General features: G+C 50.9%; 21 protein-coding genes, 1 pseudogene and 1 riboswitch. Of the genes and pseudogenes, 4 read left to right on the forward strand and 18 right to left on the reverse strand.

Going from position 1 to position 25171, the window contains the following annotated elements; translation table 11 throughout:
* Window positions 1-36: 36 nt before the first annotated feature.
* Entirely contained in the window at window positions 37-795 is a 759-nt protein-coding gene (locus NST07_RS22820; protein WP_038594591.1) for a pseudouridine synthase, read from the reverse strand.
* Window positions 796-815: 20 nt separating this feature from the next.
* Window positions 816-1160, reverse strand: a complete 345-nt coding sequence (locus tag NST07_RS22825; protein WP_341094586.1) for an N-acetylmuramoyl-L-alanine amidase — start codon at window positions 1158-1160, stop codon at window positions 816-818.
* A 241-nt stretch (window positions 1161-1401) separates the two neighbouring features.
* On the opposite strand from NST07_RS22825, the gene NST07_RS22830 reads away from it, so the two are divergent.
* Window positions 1402-2763, forward strand: coding sequence for an erythromycin esterase family protein (locus tag NST07_RS22830; protein WP_341094588.1), 1362 nt, complete (start codon window positions 1402-1404; stop codon window positions 2761-2763).
* Between the two features lie 28 nt (window positions 2764-2791).
* On the opposite strand, the gene NST07_RS22835 is transcribed toward NST07_RS22830, so the two are convergent.
* From NST07_RS22835 to mscL, 12 genes are all read right to left on the reverse strand, one after another.
* Window positions 2792-3325: a spore maturation protein gene (locus NST07_RS22835; RefSeq protein WP_340897403.1), complete on the reverse strand. Its 534-nt coding sequence runs from the start codon at window positions 3323-3325 to the stop codon at window positions 2792-2794.
* Window positions 3326-3331: 6 nt separating this feature from the next.
* A complete protein-coding gene (locus tag NST07_RS22840; protein WP_341094589.1) occupies window positions 3332-3997 on the reverse strand; it encodes a nucleoside recognition domain-containing protein in 666 nt (221 codons plus the stop codon).
* 55 nt (window positions 3998-4052) lie between these two features.
* Window positions 4053-5252 (reverse strand): D-alanyl-D-alanine carboxypeptidase family protein, encoded by a 1200-nt coding sequence (locus NST07_RS22845; protein WP_341094590.1) that lies wholly within the window; start codon window positions 5250-5252, stop codon window positions 4053-4055.
* Window positions 5253-5448: 196 nt separating this feature from the next.
* Window positions 5449-5943 (reverse strand): GerW family sporulation protein, encoded by a 495-nt coding sequence (ytfJ, locus tag NST07_RS22850; RefSeq protein WP_341094591.1) that lies wholly within the window; start codon window positions 5941-5943, stop codon window positions 5449-5451.
* A 117-nt stretch (window positions 5944-6060) separates the two neighbouring features.
* Window positions 6061-6747: a DUF2953 domain-containing protein gene (locus NST07_RS22855; protein WP_341379152.1), complete on the reverse strand. Its 687-nt coding sequence runs from the start codon at window positions 6745-6747 to the stop codon at window positions 6061-6063.
* A gap of 161 nt (window positions 6748-6908) precedes the next feature.
* A complete protein-coding gene (gene scpB, locus NST07_RS22860; RefSeq protein WP_076108985.1) occupies window positions 6909-7526 on the reverse strand; it encodes an SMC-Scp complex subunit ScpB in 618 nt (205 codons plus the stop codon).
* The gene (locus NST07_RS22865; RefSeq protein WP_038594609.1) at window positions 7495-8286 is read right to left on the reverse strand and encodes a segregation/condensation protein A; all 792 of its coding nucleotides are present in this window, start codon (window positions 8284-8286) and stop codon (window positions 7495-7497) included. The genes scpB and NST07_RS22865 overlap by 32 nt, the downstream gene beginning before the upstream one ends.
* 141 nt (window positions 8287-8427) lie before the next feature.
* Window positions 8428-8895 carry a 6,7-dimethyl-8-ribityllumazine synthase gene (gene ribE, locus NST07_RS22870; protein ID WP_054941407.1) on the reverse strand — a complete coding sequence of 156 codons (468 nt, stop codon included), beginning with the start codon at window positions 8893-8895 and terminating at the stop codon, window positions 8428-8430.
* Window positions 8896-8928: 33 nt separating this feature from the next.
* Entirely contained in the window at window positions 8929-10182 is a 1254-nt protein-coding gene (locus NST07_RS22875; RefSeq protein WP_341094597.1) for a bifunctional 3,4-dihydroxy-2-butanone-4-phosphate synthase/GTP cyclohydrolase II, read from the reverse strand.
* Window positions 10183-10242: 60 nt separating this feature from the next.
* The gene (locus NST07_RS22880; protein WP_341094598.1) at window positions 10243-10911 is read right to left on the reverse strand and encodes a riboflavin synthase; all 669 of its coding nucleotides are present in this window, start codon (window positions 10909-10911) and stop codon (window positions 10243-10245) included.
* Window positions 10912-10983: 72 nt separating this feature from the next.
* The gene (gene ribD, locus NST07_RS22885; RefSeq protein WP_341094601.1) at window positions 10984-12084 is read right to left on the reverse strand and encodes a bifunctional diaminohydroxyphosphoribosylaminopyrimidine deaminase/5-amino-6-(5-phosphoribosylamino)uracil reductase RibD; all 1101 of its coding nucleotides are present in this window, start codon (window positions 12082-12084) and stop codon (window positions 10984-10986) included.
* Window positions 12085-12307: 223 nt separating this feature from the next.
* A riboswitch (FMN riboswitch) is annotated at window positions 12308-12477 on the reverse strand.
* A gap of 101 nt (window positions 12478-12578) precedes the next feature.
* Window positions 12579-12977 (reverse strand): large conductance mechanosensitive channel protein MscL, encoded by a 399-nt coding sequence (gene mscL, locus NST07_RS22890; protein WP_341094602.1) that lies wholly within the window; start codon window positions 12975-12977, stop codon window positions 12579-12581.
* Window positions 12978-13170: 193 nt separating this feature from the next.
* On the opposite strand from mscL, the gene NST07_RS22895 reads away from it, so the two are divergent.
* Together NST07_RS22895 and NST07_RS22900 are read left to right on the forward strand one after the other, a co-directional pair.
* Entirely contained in the window at window positions 13171-14538 is a 1368-nt protein-coding gene (locus tag NST07_RS22895) for an MBOAT family O-acyltransferase (protein WP_342480218.1), read from the forward strand.
* Window positions 14539-14591: 53 nt separating this feature from the next.
* On the forward strand, window positions 14592-16064 hold the full coding sequence (locus NST07_RS22900; protein ID WP_342480219.1) for a copper amine oxidase N-terminal domain-containing protein: 1473 nt from the start codon (window positions 14592-14594) through the stop codon (window positions 16062-16064).
* A 113-nt stretch (window positions 16065-16177) separates the two neighbouring features.
* On the opposite strand, the gene NST07_RS22905 is transcribed toward NST07_RS22900, so the two are convergent.
* A complete protein-coding gene (locus NST07_RS22905; RefSeq protein ID WP_342480220.1) occupies window positions 16178-19669 on the reverse strand; it encodes a collagen binding domain-containing protein in 3492 nt (1163 codons plus the stop codon).
* Window positions 19670-20015: 346 nt separating this feature from the next.
* Here NST07_RS22905 and NST07_RS22910 point away from each other — a divergent pair, with 346 nt between their 5' ends.
* Window positions 20016-20771 (forward strand): TIGR02206 family membrane protein, encoded by a 756-nt coding sequence (locus NST07_RS22910; RefSeq protein WP_341379160.1) that lies wholly within the window; start codon window positions 20016-20018, stop codon window positions 20769-20771.
* 191 nt (window positions 20772-20962) lie between these two features.
* Here the strand turns inward: NST07_RS22910 and NST07_RS22915 are convergent, their stop codons facing one another.
* The 3 genes and pseudogenes from NST07_RS22915 to NST07_RS22925 form a co-directional block, all read right to left on the reverse strand.
* The gene (locus NST07_RS22915; protein ID WP_341094612.1) at window positions 20963-21394 is read right to left on the reverse strand and encodes a peptidylprolyl isomerase; all 432 of its coding nucleotides are present in this window, start codon (window positions 21392-21394) and stop codon (window positions 20963-20965) included.
* Between the two features lie 141 nt (window positions 21395-21535).
* Window positions 21536-22870 carry a diaminopimelate decarboxylase gene (gene lysA / locus NST07_RS22920; protein WP_341094614.1) on the reverse strand — a complete coding sequence of 445 codons (1335 nt, stop codon included), beginning with the start codon at window positions 22868-22870 and terminating at the stop codon, window positions 21536-21538.
* Between the two features lie 192 nt (window positions 22871-23062).
* Window positions 23063-24607, reverse strand: a pseudogene (locus NST07_RS22925) (spore germination protein); the annotation flags it as partial.
* Window positions 24608-25171: the final 564 nt, after the last annotated feature.

Consider the following 25171-nt stretch of genomic DNA (forward strand, 5'->3'; position numbering starts at 1 on the left):
ATATTGTCACAGTTTTAGGAGGGGGAAATGTGAACTTTATGTGTCCTTGCGTGTCGTATTTGCTTTAAGCGCTCCAGCCTTGGCCATTTGCTGCAAATGATTGATTTCATCTTTGGTCAGGTGGCGGTAAGAGCCGCGTTTGAGATTTTGCAGCAAAATATCTCCGAAGGAAATTCGCTTCAGACGGATTACAGGATGGGAAATCGCTTCAAACATCCGCCGGACCTGACGGTTGCGCCCTTCATGAATCGTAATGCTGATTACAGTTTCTTTGTTGACTTCATCCACATCTTTGTATTCGACTTCCGCCGGAGCGGTCATACCGTCCTCCAGCTTAATGCCTGCCTTCAGCTTGTCCAGTGCAGTGCCATGCGGCACACCCTTGACCGTGGCCAAATACGTCTTCGGTACATGGTGCTTCGGATGCGTGAGCAAGTTGGCAAACTCACCGTCATTCGTCAGCAGCAGTAATCCTTCCGTATCATAGTCCAAGCGGCCTACAGGGTATACGCGCTCGTTAATGCCCTTCAGGTAATCCGTAACCACCTTGCGGCCCTTGGGATCAGATGCGCTTGTAATGACACCCTTGGGCTTGTTAAACATAATGTAAATCTTGTTCTCTCCCCGGATCAAACGCCCGGAAACTTTAATAATATCTTGTTCGGGGTCCACCTTCGTGCCAAGCGTAGTTACGAGTTCCCCGTTGACTTCCACTTTACCGGCCAAAATCATTTCTTCACACTTGCGTCTGGACGCAACACCTGCTTGCGCCAATATTTTCTGTAATCTTTCCATTTTCGACTACTCACCTCAGGTTAATGATAACCATCAGAGGCATAAATCACAAGTTCATTCCATGGAAAAAATGCTCCGGGACAAGAATTGCTGTGTGGTTCCACCAGCAAAGGGGAAATGTGGTAACGGGCAGCCAGCTCCAGAATCAATTTACCTGCCGTAAACAACTGCTCTTTGCGCCCCGCAAGTGGAGGGACATTGTCTTCCGCTCCGAAATCCCCTTCCAGACAAACGTGGATATAATCCGGATCTGTCAGCAGCGGGGCGGCATAAATCCCGCCGTCTGCCCCGACCCAAAAGTCAAAGCCCTTGCCGTTAATAGACGGACAGCGGGAATGATGCAGAATAAAACCTTTATATTCCATCCCATGTCGGCCTCCCTCCGTATTGCTGCAATAGCATATGAAGGGGAGGCGAGCAGGGTGAGGAATTGGTGCTAATTTTCGCGCCGCATAGAAACCGTCCCCTCATAGCGAACAGCACATGCGAACATAACATGATTTGCATGTAAGGAATTAGTCATGTAAATCGATTGTTACGAAGGCTTGGGCACCTTAGGCTTAAAGAGACTGCAATTACACTATATCTAGCAATGGAGGAATACGTATGTTGTTTAAAGGATCATGGAAAACTCGAACGCTCACAGTTGCATCTGTACTTGGGCTGCTGCTTGGAGGGTCCCTAGTGTCTGCCGCACAGCCGGCTCCGAATCCGCTGCCATACGCGCATGAGATTAAATCGCTGACAAGCGAGGATTACAGTGATCTTTCTTTCCTGAAGCCGCTGCTGAAGGACAAAACGGTCGTTAGCCTTGGCGAGAACTTTCACCGGGTAGGAGAATACGCCAGCATGAAGACGAGGCTGGTAAAATATTTGCATGAGGAATTGGGATTTGAGGTCATCGCTTTTGAATCAGGTCTGGCTGAAGCTTCCGTCGTCAACGATGTTGCTGATGAATTAACCGCCGCAGAGATGATGGACAATTCAATATTTGACGTCTGGAAATCCGCAGAAACCCTGGAGCTGTTCAACTACATCAAACAATCGCGCCAGACGGACAAGCCTTTACAGCTGGCCGGATATGATATGCAGTATACCTCCCCATTGTTTGCAGTAGCTACGCGCAGTTTCATTTCTAAGGTGAATAAGGACTATGGCAAAGCCTTTATGGACTTTGATAATGAAGCCATTAAAACCTATTATGGGCTGATCGAACAATACGCTCTGGAGAACAAGAGCAATCCAATTTACCAGCAGCAAATAGCAAAAGTCATTCAAAAGTATGTTCCTAAATATAAAGAATTCATCAGGTACATCCAGGAACGCCGGCAACAGTTCGACGCTATTTATCCCAGTGCCCCCCACACAGCAGATACAATTCTGAAAGGACTGGAAGACAGGGTGCATTTTTTAACGCAAGGGCAGGTAGCCAATGTGCGGGAAGTTTACGAGGCACGGGACAGAATAATGGCTGAGCATGTGGAATGGCTGATGAAGGTCAGATACCCCGGAAAAAAGATCATACTGTGGGCCCACAACGACCATTTGGCTAAAAACACTTCGGACATGCGCATCTTCGAGCAAGGAAAATGGCAGAATAGCTTTACCAGCATGGGCGAGCTGCTGCATCAGAAGCTGAAGGATAAGATGTATGTGGTCGGCTTTTATATGAATAAGGGCAAAGCAGCAAACCTTACAACATTGAAGGAATTCTCTATCGGGCCGATGCCAAAGGGAACCTTAGAAGGAAGAATCATGCAAAGCGGATACTCCAGTACCTTCGTTGACCTCAGCAAGCACAGCAAAGCAAACACAAGCAACAAATGGATATTTCAGCCTCAATATGCTGCTGAGGACGGGCTCACCAGGGTGGTCATTGCTCCGATGGTGATGAAATTCGTTCCGAAGGAGCAGTTCGACGGCCTGATTCTCATTGATAAAGTATCCCCGCCAACACGTGACTATTAAGCAGACTCCGGCGGCACCCGGTTGCCCGCTACCCAAACACCAGCAGGCATACGGCGATGGCAGCGATAAAACCAATGACGTCTGAGAACAAACCGACTTTAAGGGCATAGCGGCCGTTGCGGACACCCACAGCACCGAAGTAGACGGTCAGAACATACAGTGTCGTATCTGTACTGCCCTGGATCGTGGAAGCGATCATCCCGATCAAGGAGTCCGGGCCATGGACACGGATCAGGTCAGTGGTGTAAGCGAGGGAGCCTGTCCCTGTCAGCGGACGCAGCAGGCCGAGCGGCAGCACTTCCGGCGGCACACCCAAGCCTTTGAGGGCCGGGGCGATGAAACCCATGAAGAAATCCAGCGCACCGGAGGCGCGGAACACGCTGATGGCGACAAGCATGCCGACGAGATGCGGGATAATGGCAATCGCCGTGCCGAAGCCGTCTTTGGCCCCTTCCACAAAGGACTCATAGACTGGAATCTTGCGCGAATAGGCGTATAGCGGAATAAAGGTGATCAGGACCGGAATCGCCCAGGCCGAGATAAGGCTGATTAGCTGGAACACGGAAGCTCACCCTTTCATTGAAGAATGCGGAAGCGCTGTGCTTCCTCCGGCTGAATCGCCGGACTTTACCGCCGGCGGTTTCGGCGGCCTGCGCATAAGAGTAAGCCTGCGGAACAGCCTGTCGGCGGCGATGGCTGCAATCGTCGCGACTGCAGTCGCCGCCAGGGTTGTACCGACGATGCCGGCAGGATCGGCTGAGCCGTAGTTGAGCCGGATCGCTATCAGCGTAGCCGGGATCAGCGTAATACTTGCCGTATTTAGCGCCAGCAGGGTGCACATCGCCGGGGTGGCGGTCTCCTTGTCCGGATTCAGCGTTTGCAGCTCTTGCATCGCCTTGATGCCCATAGGCGTTGCGGCATTGCCAAGGCCGAGCAGATTGGCGCTCATATTGGAAAGGATATAGCCGATCGCAGGATGGCCTTTCGGAACATCGGGAAATAGAAAGGAGACTACGGGTCCGAGTACCTTGGCGATTTTACTGAGCAATCCGGCATCCTCGGCCACCCGCATAATTCCGAGCCAGAAAACCAGCACGCTGATTAGGCCGAAGCTTACCGTAACCCCGCTTTTGGCGCCGTCAAACACGGCTGCTGTAAACTCGTCCATCCGCCCGTTCACAGCGGCAAATACGAAGCCGATCAGGATCATTCCGAGCCAGATTCCATTAATCATGTGTATCCCTCCTCCCCCATCCCGGTTCTATCTACATGTTAGGAACGACATATGTTCAGCTGTCCCCCCGCTGAAAAAGTGCCCGGAGCGCGCTGCCAAGCGCCTGCAGCCAGTTCCCCGCCGGATAAGCAGGGGCTAGGGCCGCGCTGTACTTCTTGGTATAAGCCGACTGTTCCGGAGGGAGCTGCTCCGGCTCATAAACGGGTATCCGGCCGATTTCCCGGCCGCCCAGCTGCAGGACTAGCACGCCTTTTAAGCCAAAATCGCTGCTGCGCGCCTGCTTCGGCGCAGCTGCTTCCCGTTTCAGCTCAAGCTTGGTAAACAGCCTCGCCTCTTCTCCCTGTCCAAGCGGGTAGGCAAAGGCTTTGCTGGTCACGTAGCTGTATCCGCTGATCCCTTCACCGCGTTCGATTAATGTTTTGAGGGGATAATGATTGAAACCGAAATTCAGCAGGGATGCATGGTCATTCCAGTCGTTTCCGTCATTGATTGTGACCGCAACCAGCTGCTGTCCGTTTCTTGTGGCAGAGCTGACAAGGCAGCGCAGCGCTTTTTTGGTGTAGCCTGTCTTTACGCCGTCTGCCCCTTCATAGAGCCGCAGCATTTTATTTTTATTGCTCCATTTGTAGTCCCATTTCTCATAAGGATTGTCCGCCGTCTTCTCCTGCGTCTTCACGATTTCCTTGAATACAGGATTGTGGAGCGCATAGGCGGTCAACACCGCCAGATCATTGGCACTGGAATAATGGCCTTCGGCATCCAGGCCATGCGGATTGGCAAAATGACTGTGGGTTAAACCGAGCTCCTCCGCCTTCTGATTCATCAGATAGACAAAACCCTGCTCAGAACCGCCGACATGTTCGGCTATTGCTGTTGCTGCATCATTTCCCGAACGCAGCATCATCCCGTACAGCATATCCTCCAATTTCATTTCTTCCCCTTGCTTCAAAAACAGTGAAGATCCTTCCTTCGCAAAAGCGGTTTTGCTTACTTTGACCTTGGAGGTCAAATCCCCATTTTCTATTGCCACTATGGCGGTCATAATTTTGGTCAGACTGGCGATCAGCATAGGTTCATCTCCCCTGCTGCTGTAGAGAAGCCTTCCGGATTCCACGTCAATCAGCGCCGCCGCCCTGGCATGAGTGGAGATAGAACTATTTTCGGCCCGGAGTACAGGCAGTGGAAGCAAGCCAACTAGCAGCAGGCACAATATCAGGATCAAAGACGATTTAAAAGTTAATCTCTTCATGTTCATCCTCCGGCTTCTTTCTTCTCAGTTCTTAAGACAGGTTATGGCTCGGATCATACTTGTTGTACAAGTGTATGCAGCAAGGCTGACAGGTATGTCCTTCTCTTAAGTCCTCTCTATGTATGAGGAGCGGACACCGACTAGGTAAATTTCAAAAAAAAAGGGATACCGCCCGGTTAAGGCGATATCCCTGATTTCTCCGCTAGTGTGTCGATGAATTACTGGCTGCAGGATCTGTTTTAACTGCTGGCTTTGCAACAGGGACACCCACTACTTCCGCCCCGACAGGAGCACCATTTCCATTTTGGAACATATTCTGGATTTTGTCGATCAGCCCTGGAGTTGCATCAATGATTTTCTCGAACAGATGGGTTTGATTATCAAGCGGTACAATATGCACACCTTCCCTGCCCACTACGAGAAAAGCGATCGGGCGAATGGATACGCCACCCCCGCTACCGCCTCCGAATGGAAGCATTTTAACGTTGGATCCGCTGCCGTTCACACCGGGTGCATCATCCTCCACCCGGAAGTCGCTGCCCCCTGCGGCAAAACCAAATGCCACTTTGCTGATCGGCAGAATGACGCTGCCATCCGGTGTCTCCACAGGATCTCCGACAATTGTATTAACATCCACCATGCCTTTGATATTTTCCATCGCTGTCTGCATCAGACCTTGAATCGGATGGTCACTCATATTATTATCCTCCTTTAACTTCTAGGGAAATACTCTTTCTTCCACAGCGTATATCATTCCCATATCACTACATTTGTATGTAAGTCATTTCTTTCTTCCGGACAGTTGGAGCTTCCCTTAATGTTTGTGGCTCAATAGCTGTTTCCACCGGGCCAGTCCCCCCTCCACTTTGGTGATTCGGCGCAGCAGCAGAATTCCCGCGTAAAGGGTGTAGGCCAAGGACAGTTTCCCCGCACAAACTGCCTCTGTGGAGAAGCACAGCTCATCGCGGAACACCGGTGCCACAAACAGACGCGGAGCGTGCTGCAGCCGGACGAATTGCGAAACCCAGCCAATAAGACTCCATTTCATTCCCCATAGTGCCCCCGCTGCTGTTGCTGTATAGGCTGCATCGCCAAGCGAGAAATCTGTCGACCAGTCGAGCTTTGATATTTTGACATGGGCCATCAGCCCTTTCAGCCATGTATTCAGCCCCCGTGTTGCCCGCAGCGCTGCCTTAATATTATCGATCCAGCCTGACACTGCCTCCTTGTCAATTTGCTCCTCTTTATCGGAATCCTTCTTCACGGGTGCGATCCCGCTTTCTTCCAGCTTCACCCTCACTCCCCGCTCCACACCCTCATATACGAGTGCTGGCAGCTCATAATGAAACTTAATTAACCCAAATACAGCCTTAATATCAAATTCCACCCGGTCATCCTTGCCAAGTCTACACAATCGGAAGTGAAAATGAATGGAAGAAGACAGGACCAACACAATGACAACCAGCAGAAGAGCCAAAGGTATTACAAGCCATAACGTCACGGATTACCCTCCAAGCATCCTTATAATAGGAACCTTTGGTTTAGTATGGCATACTTGGCTGGAAAAAATTCGGATGGACGCAAAAAAACCGTTACTCTCCTAGGAGACAACGGCATTTCAACATAAATTTACAGCTCTCAGTTAATCCGTATGAGGATACTTTACTCCTCCATACCCTGCGGCTGCTCAACATCATCGAACGTCATTTGGCTATCCAGCTTGCTGAAAAGGAGCTGTGTCTCCTCTTCCAGCCCGTCGGAGTTATCGAAGTTAGACGGCTCCGGCAGCTCCTTCAGGCTGGCCAGTCCAAAGCTGTCAAGGAACGATTTCGTCGTTCCGTAAAGGATTGGACGGCCTACAGCCTCGGCACGCCCGACCTCATGAATGAGATCCTTATTGTTCAGCGTATGAATCGCCCGTTCAGACTTTACTCCGCGGATCTCCTCAATCTCCACCCGGGTAATCGGCTGGCGGTAGGCCACAATGGCCAACGTCTCCAGCGCCGCCTGGGATAAAGAAGATCTTGAAGGCGAATAGGCCAGCCGTTCAAAATATGCTGCATGCTCAGGCAGTGTAGCCAGCCGGTAATTCCCGGCGATCTGCACGACCTGCAGGCCGCGGCCCTGGTTGATGTAGTCGTCTTTCAGCTCCTCCAGCGCACTTGTCGCCAGATCCGGACGCTGCTCGGTGATCTCGGCAATTTGACGCGCCGACAACCCTTCGTCGCCAGACAGAAACAGCAATCCTTCAATAATCGATTTCAGCGTTTTGTAATCCACTGAATTCCTCTCCTCCTCTCCACTCCATCACAATATCCTCAAACAATTTCTCCTGATAACAGTAAATGGCCTTCATCTTCATCAGCTCCAGGATCGCCAGAAAGGTAGTCACGATCTCATGTCTGGCCATCTCATCATGCAGCAGCGCCGAGAAGCGCAACCTGCCGCCCACCCCTTTACGCTGCAGCGCCTCTGAGACATCACGAATCCGGTCCTTGACTGAAATTTCATCTCGGGTAATCCGCTGATAAGAGGATCTTCGAGCCGCCTTGCTCAGCGCCTTGCGGAATGCAGCGATGAGGTCAGACGTATGTAGCCCTTTCAGTGTGTTATCAATCTGCGTCGGCACGAAAGGACCCAGATCCTCCGGCTCCTTCGTAAAGATCAGACTGCGTTCGCTCTCCATATCCAGCAGCTGCACAGCAATGTTCTTGAATTTACGGTATTCAATCAGCCGCTGAACCAGTTCTGCACGCGGATCATATCCATCATCCTCGTAATAGTCGAAATCCTCGATCTCAATAACCGGCGGCTTCGGCAGCAGCAGCTTGCTCTTGATGGACAACAGGGTTGCAGCCATAACGAGAAATTCGCTGGTGATATCCAGTTCAAGCTCCTGCATCGTTTGCAGGTAATCCATGTACTGTTCGGTGATCACGCTGACCGGAATGTCCTGGATGTCGATTTCCGCTTTGTCAATTAGATGCAAGAGCAGATCGAGCGGACCTTCGAACGTCTCCAGCTTGTACAATACAGTCACGCGGTTTCCTCCCGCCAAAAAAAAGTAAAGTGCAGCGCCGCTATAGGGACGCTACACAAGTAGAAAGGGTTTTTATAGTCCATGCTTTCTTCTTATACTTATAAATAAGCACGATTATAGCCAATTCGTCAAGAGGCTGTCTTACTTAAAGAGCTTGTTAAGGTTTGCCATTTCGATTGCTGACGTCGCAGCATCCCAGCCTTTGTTGCCTGCTTTGGTTCCGGAACGCTCGATGGCCTGCTCAATATTCTCGGTCGTGACAACACCGAAAATAGTAGGAACACCCGTCTTGAGATTAATGGCTGCCACCCCTTTAGCCACTTCATTGCAAACATAATCATAATGCGTAGTGGAACCGCGGATGACGGTGCCCAGCGCGATGACGGCATCATATTTGCCGCTTTCGGCCATCTTTTGGCAAATCAGCGGAATTTCGAAAACGCCCGGAACCCATGCCACATCCACCTCATCATCGGCAACACCGTGGCGTTTGAACGCATCCAGTGCGCCGGACAGCAGCTTGCTTGTAATGAATTCATTGAAACGTCCTACGACTACCCCGTATTTTAAACCCTCGGATACTAAATGTCCTTCAAAATAATTCGGCATTGTGCTCATCAACCCTTCAAGTTAGTTTTATGGTTAAATTTTGGAATCCTCATTTTGTTCAATATTGTCAAACGTCAGCAAATGTCCCAGCTTAGCCTGCTTCGTATGAAGATAATTCGTGTTGTCCTTGTTCTCCGGCATTTGAATCGGCACACGCTCCACAACCTCAAGGCCGTAGCCTTCCAGTCCCTTGATCTTACGCGGGTTGTTGGTCAGCAGTTTGATCTGGCGTACGCCAAGATCCTTAAGAATCTGTGCCCCGATACCGTAGTCTCGCAGGTCTGCCGGGAAGCCGAGCTTCAGGTTGGCATCCACTGTATCCAAGCCTTCCTCCTGCAGCTTGTAGGCACGCAGTTTATTAATGAGGCCGATGCCTCTGCCTTCCTGGCGCATGTAGAGCAGTACTCCTCTGCCAGCACCTTCGATCTGGCGCAGCGCTGCTTCAAATTGCGGCCCGCAGTCGCAGCGGTGCGAGTGGAACACGTCACCGGTCAGACATTCGGAATGCACACGGACCAGCACCGGCTCCTCGCCGGAAATGTCGCCTTTGACCAGCGCGACATGCTCTTTGTCATCCACTTCGTTCGTGTAGGCAATCGTCTGGAAAAGACCGAAATCCGTAGGCAGATTCACTGAAACTTCACGGGTGACTAAATGCTCCTTCTCGTTGCGGTAATGGATCAGGTCCTTGATGCTGATCAGCTTCAGATCATGTTTCTTGGCGATCTCGATCAGATCCGGCAGCCGGGCCATCTCTCCGTCTTCTTTGACCACTTCACAGATGACGCTTGCCGGATATGCGCCGCACATGCGGGCTAGGTCAACAGCAGCCTCAGTGTGGCCGGAACGGCGCAGTACGCCGCCTTTTTTGGCAATCAGCGGGAACATATGCCCCGGTCTGCGGAAATCGGACGGTTTGGCGTCGGGGTCCATAATCGCTTTGATGGTCATGGATCTTTCACCTGCGGAAATACCGGTTGTGGTATCTTTATGGTCGATGGACACGGTAAAAGCAGTGCCATGATTGTCAGTATTCTGGCTGACCATCGGCTGCAGATCCAGCTCCTCCGCACGTTCCGCCGTAATCGGCAGGCAGACCAGCCCCCGGCCTTCCTTAATCATGAAATTGATTACTTCCGGTGTAGCACGTTCGGCAAGAGCAATGAAGTCTCCTTCATTCTCGCGGTCCTCATCATCGACTACGATGATCACTTTGCCGCGCATCAAATCATAAATAGCGTCTTCAATCGGGTCCAGGACGCTGTCTTGCTTGGGTTCTTGGCTCATGTTTCTGTCCTCCTGATCACTTTACGTGCCCTCACAGGCTATCCGTAAGCCTAGTCTTATTTATACAAACCCGTTGGCCGCCAGGAAATCGCGGCTGATCCGGGAGCTGTTCTCATCTTCCTCATGTCCTGCGCCCGCACTGTAATGCAGGAGATGATCCACATACTTGCCAAGCACGTCACATTCAATGTTGATACTGTCGCCTGAGCGTTTGTGCGTAAGTACAGTTTCTCCAAGCGTGTGCGGAATAATCGACACGGTAAACGCTGCAGCCGTCGTATTTACGACCGTCAGGCTGATGCCGTCTATCGTGATGGAGCCTTTAGGAATAATGTATTTGAACAGCGCTTTGCGGTCCGGTGCAATTTCGAACACAACCGCATTCTGGTCACGCTTCACGCTCCGGATTTCACCGGTACCGTCGACATGCCCCTGAACGATATGCCCGCCGAAACGCCCTCCGGCGGCCATCGCCCGTTCCAGATTCATTTTGCCGCCGGTCCGCAGCTCCTTCAGGTTGCTGTTGCGGTAGGTCTGGGGCATCACATCGACGGTAAAATAATGGTCGCCTAAAGACGTTGCGGTCAGGCAGACCCCGTTGACGGATACACTGTCGCCAATCTTCAGGTCATCCATAATGAGGGAGGCACCGATATTCAGCACCATCATCTCGCCTCCGCTGGAGACACTGCGCAGCACACCGATCTCCTCAATTAAGCCGGTGAACATAGAACCCCTCCTACAAGTTTGGTTAGGATCACTGCAAGCATATGCTTAAGCTTTGTTAGCAACTGCTATTACTTAGCGGATTGGAGTGCCGCTGATACACACATTATCCCCGAGCACTTCCACTTCCAATCCCTCAAGCGTGATGGCGTCCTTCATCAGCCCGACACCCGGGAATTCGAAAGTTCCGGCCGCTCCGGCCCCGCCGCCAACGATCTTGGGAGCGAAGAACAGCACCACGCGGTCAACCAGTCCGCTCTCCAGCATGGAGCCGTTTAGGGTGCCTCCACCTTCCAGCAGTATGGAGCCGATCTCCATCTCGCCCAGCTTAGTCATGGCACCTTGCAGATCCACGCGCGGCCCTGCGCCGCAGACGATGACTTGAACCCCTGCCGCCACAAGCGCCTCACGCTTGACCGGATCGGCAGCTTCTGTAGTCACGACAACTATAGGTGCCTGCCCGTCGGTAACAACGGCGGAGTCCAGCGGGATACGCAGCGAAGAATCGATCACGATCCGGACCGGGTTGAGTCCGGGTACCACCATTCTTGTGGTCAGCGAAGGATTATCGGCAATAACCGTATTGACGCCGACCATAATTCCCTGATGACGGTGACGCAGGGTATGTACTATCTCCCGTGCCTGCCCGTTAGATATCCACTTGCTGTCCCCGGTCCGGGTAGAGATTTTGCCATCAAGCGTACTGGCGCTCTTTAGCGTGACAAAAGGCTGCTTCGTCAGAATGTACTTGATGAACTTCTCGTTCAGCCGCAGAGCACGGCTGCGCAGCAGCCCCACTTCAACTTCGATCCCTTGTTCGCGCAGCATGGCTATGCCCCGGCCTGCTACCTGCGGATTGGGATCTTCACACGCCACCACTACACGAGCTACACCTTCATCAATCAGCCTTTGGCTGCAGGGCGGCGTCTTGCCGTAATGGCTGCACGGCTCAAGGGTCACATACGCAGTACTTCCCTGCGCCTTGCCGGCCGCCATATTCAGCGCATGCACCTCCGCATGCCCTGTTCCGCGCTGCAAATGAGTGCCGAGGCCGATCACCGCGCCGTCCTTCACTACAACACAGCCCACCACCGGGTTGACGCCTGTCTGTCCCTGTGCTCTTTCCGCCATATCCAGCGCCAGGGCCATATAAAACTGGTCGTTCATTGTATCCATGCCTTGCCTCCAATCCCATCGCCTTGTATTCATGCTTCCAGTCCAAAACAGAAAAACCCGTCTCAATCTCCAGGTGGAGTTCAAGACGGGTTATACGAGAGTTTACCGGCAGTCCAATAAAATGGTGCGTAAATAAACGCCACAAACATGGCATTGTGAAAGTTCGCACATAATATTCGAAAACACTGCAGTACGCCTGCCTATACAAAGCACAGAACGTCAATCTCTCCTTCTTCCATCCAGACTATACTGTCGGTCCCGGAATTGCACCGGGTCCACCGTCCGTATGCAACATACGAAGCGGGTAGCGGACTAAGCGCTGATACTGGCATTTCGGCCATATACAGCGGCATCACCGCCGGTAGGGAATTACACCCTGCCCTGAAGGATTGATATATTCAATTAAATTAATTTTTGCCTACAACAAAATTATCACTTAGCGGCAGGAAAAGCAAGTGCATTTAATATATTTACTTTATTTATGTAACTTACTTCTAGATTTCACTCTGTTTTTCCGCCCGCAGCAAATCGCGGATCTCTGTCAGCAGGGTAATTTCCGGATCTGGTGCCGGGGTCTCGACCACTTCGACTTTTACGACTTCCTTGCGTTTAAATTTGCCTACCAGCTTAATCACCAAAAAGATGGAGAAAGAAATAATAAAGAAATCTACCACTGCCTGCAGGAACAAGCCGTAGTTCACAGTTGCCTCCCGGAAAGTGAAGCTAAGCTTCTTCAAAGGGTCAATCCCTCCGCTAAGCATCCCCACCAGCGGCATAATAATGTCGGCGACCAGGGAGGTAACGATTTTACCGAAAGCTGCCCCGATGACGACAGCAACGGCTAGATCAAGCACATTTCCTTTCATGGCAAAACTTTTGAATTCCTTCCACATTGCCGATTCCCTCCAAAACTTCGAATTTAAACTATTATAGCATTTCCCCTGCGGATGACAATAAATCTCCGGCCTTGTTCTCACGGTCAGGAGAATTTTCTTAAGAAAATCATTAGATTTAGTGCCGGTAAGTCTTTAGAACTGAGTCTTAAAGTGATTGTTATACCAAATCTGTTGTAAACGAGGGGTCAAAATGTTATTTAATTCGTACATCTTTATGTTCGGCTTCCTGCCTATTGTGCTGGCCGGCTACTTTGCACTAAACCGCATCCGCCTGTTTAAGTACGCCAAGTTGTGGTTGGCGCTGTCCTCTCTGGTCTTCTATGGCTGGTGGAATATCCGCTACATCCCGCTAATCCTCTTATCCATTCTGTTCAACTACACGCTTGGCCGGTATTTACACAGCGGAAAATTCCGCCCCCCCACACTGCTTATCTTTGGCTTAAGCGCCAATCTCCTGCTGCTGGGTTACTACAAATATGCCGATTTTTTCATCACAAACTGGAATGGGCTGACGGGTTGGAATGCGGCTCCCCTTCACCTGCTGCTGCCGCTCGGGATCAGCTTTTTCACCTTTACCCAAATTGCCTATCTCGTCGACGCCTACCGGCATCAGGCACGTGAATACGGTCTCGTCAATTACATACTATTCGTTACCTTCTTCCCCCATCTGATTGCCGGTCCGATCCTTCACCACAAGGAGATGATGCCTCAGTTCGACAGACTGCGGGGCAAGCTCTGGAACTGGAACAATGTACTGAAGGGTACCCTGCTGTTCAGCATCGGCCTCGGAAAAAAAGTGATCATCGCGGATACCCTGGCCGGCTTTGCCAATAGCGGCTTTGCCTCCGCTGCTCACTTTGTGGACTCCTGGGTGGCTGTGCTGTCCTATACCCTCCAGCTTTACTTTGATTTCAGCGGGTACACGGATATGGCGATCGGCATTGCTCTGCTCTTCAATATTGTGCTGCCGCAAAATTTCAATGCTCCATATCGCGCCCTGAGTATCCGTGACTTCTGGAGACGCTGGCATATGACGCTCAGCCGCTTCCTTAGGGATTATATCTATATTCCGCTTGGAGGCAACCGCAAGGGCTTCTGGATCTCCATCCGCAATGTGATCATTACCTTTCTGCTTGGCGGTTTATGGCATGGGGCAGGCTGGATGTTCGTACTCTGGGGGCTGCTGCACGGAGTGGGGCAAGCGGTAGAGAAGCTGTGGGCACGCCGGGGTACGCCATTGCCCAAGGGTATCGCATGGGTACTCACCTTTGCCTTTATTAATGTAACCTGGGTATTTTTCCGCGCGGAGAATCTTACGATAGCCCTTAGATTATTAAAAGGAATGAGCGGAATAAATGGTTTGGGAATTTCTGCAGTCAGCGGCTTAATGCGGTGGGCTATCGTCCTAATTGTTATCCTGCTTGGCGTGATCCTGCTGCGGCGCAAGACAGAAATTCAGGTACGAAGCTGGAAGACGGTTATGGCCATGGCTCTGATCTTCGTCATTTCGTTGTTCTTCTTCAACCGTATCACTCCGTTCCTGTATTTTAACTTCTAATCCAGTAAACGATTCCGTTAAACTCACTCACTCTATTTGCTTAGGAGGTTCGAATGATGCCATTACCCCATATTCAAATCACCAAAACCCCGGCACAGCCACGCGGCTTACATGCCCGATCCAAAAAAATGATGACCTTATTCCTGCTGTTTCTGTTCTCGTTCGCAGCTCTCGCCGCTCTTCTTACCCTATTCCTGGATCCGCTGCAGTTCTATCATAAATCCTCATGGTATACCCCGGTTTTCTCACAGGAGGAACGTTACCAGAATCCCGGGCTGGCCAAAAACTATGCTTACGACAATATCATTATCGGGACCTCCATGACCGAGAACTTTCTGCCTTCTCAAGTAGACAAAAACTTAGGCGGAACCACAATGAAGCTGTCGATGGAGGGATCGACTGTCGATGAGCACTATAAAATCGCCAAGCTTGCTCTGGAAACCGGCAAAGTGAAGCAGGTCCTCTGGGGGCTGGATTATTTCTCCCTGAAGCTGGAAACCACAAAAGCAGCAAAAGAATTCCCCGATTATCTGTACGACGGCAAGCTATGGACCGATTACAAATATTGGTTCAATTCCTCGGTATACAAACAGTTCTGGCGCAGCCTCAAAAGCTCGATTTCGGGTGAGTCCGGAAAAAATCTGGAATATCTGAACAATTGGAACCATGTAGTTAAGTTCGGCCGACAATATGTAACCAAAGCCTACCTGAAAGCCAGTGACAACGAAATATACTTCGGGCATAACGAGGAAAATATAGATCAGCTGAAGGCACATTTCAATACGTATATTCTGCCGCTGCTGAAGGAATATCCTGACGTGAAGTTCTACTTCTATTATCCTCCCTATAGCGTGATGCGGCAGGTTGCCTGGTATTCTGATAATCCCCTCCGCTTTAGCAATCAACTGGTGATGCGCAAATGGATGTACGAGCAATTCCGGCAGTTCGATAATGTGTCGCTTTATGATTTTCAGGCGGAATCGAAGTGGACGTTCAACCTTGATCTGTACAAGGATCTTAGCCATCACAGCGAAGAAGTGAACAGCTGGATTGCCGAGGCCATCGGAGAGAAGAATCCGGATTATCTTGTAACGGATGATAACATCGGCGAGTTCAACAATAGGCTGCAGTCTCAGGCGGAAAGTGCCGTTACCAACCTCAGCGGGAACCTGTATCAGAGCAGCGTTCAGTTCGGTGGAGTGCAGCTGGGATATACCACCCGGCTGATCCAGGGGGACAAGGAGCTGTGGCTGACTGCCAAAGACCTTGGACCTGCCCTGGGGGCTAAAGTGGAATGGGATGGAGCCAGCAAAACAGTAAAGCTAACGTCCGGCGGGCACAGTATTGCAATGACTGTCGGCAGCAGTGAAGCGCTTGTGGACGGAAATAGCACAGTCCTGGAAGCCGCTCCGCTGCTCGTCGGAGGCAAAGCCTTGATCCCGCTCGCCTTCACCGCCGAACAATTAGGCTGGGAGGTCACCACCGATAAGAAGGGGACCTGGATACGCTACAGCCTTACTCCATAACTACAGTGGATTGTGTAATTCCAATAAACAAAGAGCACACGGCAGTTGATCGCCGTGTGCTCTTTGTTAGTGCTGCTATGGCAGGAAAGATGAATATCCAGCTGCCTCTGGTGCTATTCCTGCTTTCTGCGTCTAAATACCCGGCTCAGAATGAACCCTGTAAGAATCAATCCTACTCCTGCCAAATAGATTGGCAATGGACTATTCTCACCCGTCTGTGGCAGCTGGCCGCCCGAGCCGGTTACTGTCCCCGCCGGAATTTCATCATCCTCAACTTCCACTTCGCCAAGCGGGATGTCATCATCTATCGTTGTCACTTGTCCCGGAGTTGGTGAAGGTGTCGCTGACGGAGCAGGTGTAGCCTGTGCCGTCGCCCCCGGTCCCGCAGGAATCTGTGGTTCTTCGATAATCACAACAGGAGTTGGACTGCCGCCAGGTGCTACTGTCGGTATTGGTGTTGGTGATGGTGTTGGTGATGGTGTTGCTACAGTCGTCGGTACTGGTGTTGGACTGCCGCCAGGCGCTACTGTAGGTACTGGTGTTGGTTCTGTCGTTGGACCCGTTGTTGGTTCCGTTGTCGGGCCTATTGTTGGTACTGTTGTTGGCACTGTTGTCGGTACTGTTGTTGGTGTCGACGTTGGTACCGGCACCTCCTCTGTATTGTATACAGTCAGCCCCACGCTCACCGACGAACCAATTGTGACCGGATACTCTTTGGAATCCAGCACATATCCTTTCGGAGCCGCCGTCTCAATCAATACATAGCTTCCGAGCCAAATATTGTTGAATGCCGCTTTGCCTGAAGTGTTGGTAGTCAGGGTATTGATCAGCACGCGTTCTGTTCCGTTCAGCCGGTAAAGCTCAAAAGTCGCCCCTTCCAGCGCCTTCTCCTTGTTTACGGCATCGAGCTTGGTGACGACCAAAGCTCCTCTGACACCACTTCCTGTGCCCGAGCCGCTGGATACTCCCACAATGACCTCTTTGGATGTATCCTTCTCGACCACTACAACATTGTTGCCGTTGAACTTCACGGTATTAAGCAGCTTATCGCCTGTATTCGCTACGATCAGCGTCTTGTATTCCAGCACATAAGCTGTCTTGATATCCTTCAAGAAGCTGAGTTCAAAGCTCTGCTTTCCACTGGCATTCTGATTAATGTTAAGTGAATAATCAACATCCTTCACCAGTTCAGGTCCGCCTTTGGTCACTTCACCGTTCAATGATACAACGGTTGGATACAAATGGAAGGAATCCTGCAGCAGTATTTGATTAGAGCTGGGTTCGTCAATGATTTTTGCATTCTTCATGAACGACTGTGTCCTGTTGATCGCGATGCTCCAATCTACTTTATCGCCGCTTTGCAGGCCGTCTTTGTAGATATATTCACCACCGTGCGGGATCTTCAGGGAAGCAGTCAAGTCTTTCGATACCTGCTTGGTTCCATCCAGAAGTTTAGCCGTATTGGCCACGGTAGCGTCGATAAGCTGTCCTTCAAGAGATGTTTTAAATTCGATAATGTATGGCTCGCTGATGTTGCCGGCAAATTCTACTTTCAGCTCATTGCTGCCGCTGACAGCATAGGTATACGCCGATGCACTAAGCTCGGAACCTTTTGTATAGTCACCTTTTGTGTCGAGGCTCATGTTGTAAACCTTAAGCGAACCTGGAACTAACGTTTGGCCTGCAGTCAGCACATCGGTTACCACAGGATCGGCAATCGCTTTGCCATTGTAGTTCGCACCCACAGTCCAGGTAATTTCTTTGGCGGTTGCATTGTAAACACCGGATTTGAACCCGTTGTTCTTCACCTCAGAACGTGGAATGAACTTTCCAAATGCTGCAGTTGACTGATTCTGTTCAGCACTGTCCATCCAATCAATCTGTGCTTTATTAATAAAATCATCAGTGCTTCCAGTCAGCCAGTCATTGCTGAACAAGGTGGTGTAATTGATGGTATGAAACCCGGATATCGGTGAATGAAACTTCACTGTGAATCCGGCGTTCGGCTGTACTGGTGAATCATAGATTAACGTGTACTTGGAAGGGCTCACGACCAGCCAGTTTTCATCCCTTACAAGCAGCGAACCGGGAACCAATTTCTGACCGCCATCCGGAAAGCTGTCTTTCACAACGACATGGCTCATCGGGTAATTATCGCCGTTAAGCGTAATTTTCCAATCTGTCGTTTTATTCTTGTAATCTACACCCGATAACGTCTTATAGATAACGGCTGGCCGGACAAGCTGTTTTGCATCATAAGTATACGTGCTGTCCGTAACTGAATTGATCACCGTCGTTTCTTTGATCACACGGTCTTTGGCCTTGATTTTATATTCAATACGGTGCGGTGCGGATACGTCGTTTGTGAACTGCAGCTTAAAGCCCTTTTTACCGGCAGCAGTAATAGGAGAAACAGTAAAGTCCACATTCTCATTCAGGGCTGGGCCTTTTGTCGCTACAGCCGCAGAATCCAGGGTTACCGGATAAACCTTAACCGAACCGGATACAAGCTCATGCGAAGCATCGAATAAATCCGATAAGACAGCATTGGCCTGCGGGATATTTTTGCCATTGTAGTTATATTCTATTGCCCAGGAAATCACCTGATTTCCCCACTCATAGCCGGTTGAGAATTTTTTAAGTGTTCCACCGCGCTCAACAGTTACCGTTGCCGAGGAGCTGACCGGATCGCGCCCATCCCCAGTAAACGTCGCTGTATTGGTGAAAATTCTTTTATTCTCCACAGCTATAGGTGTGGTGTATGCAATGCGGTAGGCACTGCCGATTACAGGATCGGTGAAGTGAACGATAAGCTTGCCGTCCAGTATTTCCGCAGAATATTTGCTGCTGTCAAGCAGTGCCCCTTGTGACACTGTGCCGTCAAGCTGGACCGCCAGCCCGTAAACTGCAAGCGTGGCCGTGCTGTCCAAGGACAACCCTGCCGGAATAGGGTCGGTTACTGTAGCGTTTGCTACCTTTTCCAGCTTCTTGTTCACATCAACTGTCCACTGAATGCTGGTCGCATTGTAGCCGCTGGAGCTGCCGTGCTTGTCGATGGTCGAGCCGATCTCAGGCTTGAAGTTCACGATAACCTTCTGCGTCCCGCCATTTATAGGGAATAGGATTTCCTCTATCCCAGTGCCGGGAATTTTCTGTTTATCAAACTTCGTATTGACCCGGAGTGTTCCCTGCACATTGTCATGACTCTCAATATAGCTGTTAAAGGTCATCACTACCTGATGCGTGGACTTTCTGATCGTGAAGCTGCCTACTTCCCCGTCATCCGAGACCAATGCGCCGCTGATGTCGTTAAACAGCTGGAATTGCTCAGGAAGCAGGAACGTAAAGGTGTCACCTGCTGCGTACCCATGTCCGTTCGGAAGCGCCCAGGTGTAATCCAGACTGACCGTGGAATTGACATCATACACATTGTCCGTAACGGTCTGGCCGTCAGGTCCATACACAGCCATAGAGACGCTGGTAATAATATTCCTTTCAGTCTCAATCCCAGCTGCCGTAGCCTGCGAGGTGAATCCAATACCATAGGCATACTGCACAAAAAGCATAATGATCATAATGGACAAACTAAATTTCTTCTTCAACATTCCCTGGAAGCCCCCGTTTCTGATTTGATATTGGGATAATTATCCCTCTTGCAGCATATTCCTTCTCTGTCTATTCATGCTTGATTTTCGGAACAGCCTCTAAAACCCGGTACAAAAAAATGGCAGCCGACCTACACCATGACACTCAAAAGCCTCAAGCCAGTTATGTATTCCGGTTTTCCTGCTTCCATCTTATGTGACATCGCAGAAATCTCTTCCTTTTCTGTGCGGCTTGAGCATTATATACTTATATCACCTAAGTATAGATCTCTAGAATCAGAAAATGTTAAAATTCCGAATATTTATTTTTGTTAAAATAACCCGCGGGTCCCAAGGAGAGAATTCTGTGAACTTCGGCTCATTTTTTACACGGCAGCATGAGACTGATTTCAGTATGTTTTCACCGTCACACTGGGTTGCACTGGCTGTTGTGACCTTAGCTTGCCTGCTGCTGTTCTGGTCGCGTTTTGCGCTCCGTACCCGTCCATCACTCCGCCGGTTTGTGAAACTGCTGCTAGTATTTATCCTGCTTTTTTCTGAAGCCGGACTGCATGTATGGTACTTTTCGCAGGGGATCTGGAAGAAGGAGTCCTCGCTGCCGCTGGAGTTATGCGGGATTACATTGCTCTTGTCCGTCATTATGCTGCTTACCCGCAGCCGGAGGCTCTATTCCTTTCTCTACTTTGCCGGCATTGGCGGAGCTTTTATCGCCCTGCTGACGCCTAATCTGGTGTATCCTTATCCCCATTTCCGCTTTCTGCTGTTTTTTACGGCCCATGGCGCGATTATCCTGGCCTCTCTCTACATGACCTGGGTCGAAGGGTATAGGCCAACCTGGCGCTCGCTTTTCTTCACCATGCTCTGCCTGAATGTGGTCGCTGCCTGTGTCTATGCCGCAAATTCATTGCTGGGATCGAACTATATGTTCCTGGCGCATAAACCCGGCACCTTTTCCATACTGGATTATTTCGGCCCTTACCCTTACTACCTGCTGGTGGAAGAAGGGTTTGCCTTTATTCTTTTTCTGCTGATGTATCTGATCTTTTTCAAACTGCCGCAGCGTTCCGCTCTCCGGGACCGCCGCAGAAGCCGGACCCTTTGAAGCGGTGCACCAAGTGGAAACGGATACCATCCTCATAAAGACGGTATCCGTTTCCGCGAGAAATAGAAGGATAATTCATCGCGTGAAGCTTATAAATTGTTATATTTGCACAAAAGCACCCGGCTGGGATCCCAGCCGGGTGCTTTATGAATAGCCGTAAAGGGCGTATGACGCGCCTTAGTTCATTTGAATTAAGCTTCGATAATTTCCACCGAAGTCATTTTGTCGCGGCCCTGGAAAGAGTCAACATAGTCCATGCCTTCGATGACTTTACCGAATACAGTGTGTACTCCGTCGAGGTGAGGCTGCGGTGCATAGCAGATGTAGAACTGGCTTCCGCCAGTGTTCTTGCCGGCATGCGCCATAGCCAGCGTTCCGCGCTCATGCTTGTTCGGGTTGATTTCGCAGTTGATCGTATAGCCTGGACCACCGGAGCCTGAACCGTTAGGACAGCCGCCTTGTGCTACGAAACCAGGGATAACGCGGTGGAAGACCAGACCGTTGTAGAAACCGTCTTTTGCCAGCTTCTCAAAGTTGGCTACAGTGTTTGGAGCATCCTGATCGAACAAGTCGATCAGCACTACGCCGCCGTTTTCAAGTGTAATTTTCGCTTGCTTTGCCATATGTAAATGACCCCTTTCGAAATAACAGATGTAGAACACTTTTCTTAGTTTACTATGAAACCACGCACAAAGCAAAGCAAGCGGGAGTCACTCCCGCTTGCTCCAATTATTTCAGACACTAAGCCTTGCGGTGATGAGGTCCTACTTCGCAACAGCCTGCTTGGCGATGCGCTCCGGCACAATATCATTGGCGGTAATGTCCTGATGACTCTCGCGGCGTACCACTAGATCGCTCTGTCCGTTCTGTACAAAAACGACGGCCGGACGGCGAATCCGGTTATAGTTGCTGGCCATGGAATAGTTATACGCACCGGTGCAGGCTACGGCAAGCAGATCACCGCTCTCTACCTTCGGAAGCTCCACGTCCCAGATCAGCATATCGCCGCTCTCGCAGCATTTGCCCGCGATCGAGACTGTTTCTTCATTGGATTCCGTGGCACGGTTGGCAAGCAACGCCTCGTATTTGGATTCATACAGTGCAGGACGCGGGTTATCGGTCATCCCGCCGTCAACGGCGACATATTTGCGGACCCCCGGAATTTCCTTGTTGGTTCCTACCGTGTACAACGTCGTACCTGCATCCCCAACAATGCTGCGGCCCGGCTCTACCCAGATTTGCGGCAGTTTGCCGCCAATTCCTGCGAAATGCGTCTTCACCGCATCTGTAATTGCCGCTACATATTCGGATACCAACAGTGGTGTATCACCTTCCACATAACGGATGCCGAAGCCGCCGCCGAGATTGACGACAGGGAAATCAATGGCAAGCTCTTCCTTCACCTTGCGGGTGAAATCAGCGATCCGCTCCACCGCAAGCTGGAAACCTTCAGTTTCAAAAATTTGCGAGCCGATATGTGAATGCACACCCAGCAGCTGCAAATTGGCCTTATCTGAAGCCTGGCTTACCGCTTCTTGAGCGGAACCATTGCCAATGTCAAAACCGAACTTCGAATCAGTCTGGCCTGTAGAAGCATACGCATGATGGGCATGAGCTTCTACCCCTGGCGTAACGCGAAGCAGGATGTTCACCTTCACTTCCTTGCGTGAGGCAATGCTCTGCAGCAGAGTGAGTTCAACCAGATTATCCACTACGAAGCAGCCGATCCCGGCATCAATCGCCATCTCAATTTCATCAGGCGTTTTGTTGTTGCCGTGGAAGTGGATACGCTCTGCAGGAAAACCCGCTTGCAGCGCTGTGTACAGCTCCCCGTCCGACACCACATCAAGTGACAACCCTTCTTCATCCACCAACCGGCACATCGCCATCACGGAGAAGGCTTTGCTGGCATAGGCCACCTGAAACTCAAGACCGGAGGCCGTAAACGCATCCATGTACTCGCGGCAGCGGCGCCGGACCAGTTGCTCGTCCATTATATATAGCGGGGTTCCATATTCCGCTTTCAATTCCGTCACATCACATCCGCCGATCTCCAAATGTCCGGCATCATTAATTCGGCTCGTCCCGTGTAAAAACATTACTCAGTCCTCCAATTTCTGTGGAATGTCTTGTTCCACCCTGTCTATTGTATGTTATTATGCCCTACAGAGTTCCTGAAAGATAGCTATTGAGCAGAAACTCCGCTTTTTAAGGGGCTGTTTAGTGTATTCAGTATAGCAGACAGAGGGAACACCATAGAATGGACTAATTTGCAGTTGATTTGTATTTTCCTACGATTGTTTCTCGTTCTCCTGGACAGTCGGCATTCGTGTATTATCCCTTGTTTTGTTGAAGGATGGCCTTGTTTTGGAGCTGAGCACAGGCTGGCGCAGGATGATCTCACCCATTGCTTTTGCATTAAATGGTATAAACGGCCACAAATAAGATGAATTGTAGGACCGGTGCAGGGTCAGCAGTACGATGATCAGTGTGGTTCCGATCATAAAGCCCTGTACTTGGAACGCAGCAACGGCGACCAGCAGCACAAGCCTGACAATCCGGTTGGCCAGTCCAAGCTCATAACTCGGCGTTGCGAACATCCCGATGGAGGCTACCGCCATATACAGCACCACTTCATTCACGAACAGTCCGGTCTGTACGGCGATGTCTCCCACCAGAATAGCGGCAATCAGACCCATGGCTGAGCCAAGGGGTGTCGGTGTATGCACCGCCGCCATTCTCAGCAGGTCGACCCCAAGCTCGACAATCAGGAACTGGGCCAGGAGCGGGATTTTAGCTGTCTTCTGCGGTCCGATAAAGTCCAACATCTTCGGCAAAAGCTCAGGATGAATGACCATCAGCATCCACAGCGGCAGCAGAAACATAGAAGCAAAGATCCCGATGAACCGGACCCAGCGCAGGTAAGTCCCCATAAAGGGAGTCTGGCGGTTCTCCTCGGCATGCTGGCAGAGATCAAAAAACGTGGTCGGCAGGACGATGACACTTGGTGATGTATCTACAAAGATGACCACCCGGCCTTCCAGCAGATGAGAAGCTACGATATCCGGGCGCTCTGAATAGCGGACCAACGGATAAGGATTCCAGCCTCTGCCGACGATTGCCTCCTCCAGCTGCTTGTCTGCCAGTGGAATTCCGTCGATATCCACACTTTTAATTTTGTCGGTGACAGCCTTCACCTGGGTTTTGTCGACGATGTCGTCAATATACGCTACACAGACATCCGTCCGCGTCCGGCGGCCGACCTGGTGCATCTCGTATTTCAGCCCGGGGTCGCGGATTCGTCTGCGTACCAGTGCGACGTTGCTAAGCAGCGTCTCCGTGAACCCGTCCCGTGACCCGCGAACCACCCGTTCAATAGAGGGCTCATCAGGATTCCGTGAAGGATACGAGCGTGTATCCATAATAATAACCTGGGTCTCGCCTTCAATGAAGAACACACTCATTCCCGACAAAACCTTATTGATACTTTCGCTCAGCAGCTCACCTTTTTCTACCTGCATGTGGGGGATGTATTCAGTCATGAAGCTGGCCAGCACATCAGTAGAGACATTTTCCGGTGTCAGATAGGTAAGCCGCTTCAGAATCTCGTCAATAATCGTATCCTTGGCAAACCCGCTGATGCACAGGAGCGCCGCTCTCCGGCCGCCAAAGGACATCTCCCTGAACACGATATCAAAAGATGAACCCAGTCCCATGACCTCAGTCAGTGTATTTTTGGTATGCTCCAGGTTCGGTGAAACCTTGTCATTACCCTGCCAGTATTTAACCGATTCCTCAAGCGAATCAGAGCGCTCGTTGTCCCGTTTTAATTGCAGCGGGTCTATTTTTCCCTGGGGTGGAGCATCCTCCTGCTTAGCTTGTTTCTTGTCTTTTTTGGACTTCTGCGGCTGCTGGGTCTGCGCTTGTGACTGCTTCCCGCTCCCAGCCTCAGCCGTAGTTCCGGCTCCAGCCTGACTCCCCATTCCTGATTCATCGTCTGACTCAGCATCTTCCTCAGTATCCGGCTCTTCACTAAACAGTCTGGCGAAAAAACCCTTCTTGCCGCTCTCCGGCTCCTCTGCACCCAGCTCATCTGATGCTTCCATATCCTGCGGCTGGCTGCCGGTCTCATCCCCGGGATCAGCTGTGCCGGGGGACACTGCACTGTCATCCTCTGGGCTTTCCGATTCCGCTTCAGCTGCTGCATTATCGGCTTCGGGTGTGGAGGCTGAGCCTGCAGCTGCATTGCCGGTATCGGAGGCACAGGCCTGGCCGCTTCCAGCCTGTGCCTCCGCCCCTTGTCCTGCAGCTCCCTTTGCACTTTCCGCTGCGCTGCTTGCTTCCGTATCTGAACTTCCCTCTGCCAAAGGCACGGCTGCTTGTTGCGGGTCGTTCCCCTC

This window comes from Paenibacillus sp. FSL L8-0340 (assembly GCF_038593145.1).
Lineage (GTDB): Bacteria > Bacillota > Bacilli > Paenibacillales > Paenibacillaceae > Paenibacillus_AQ.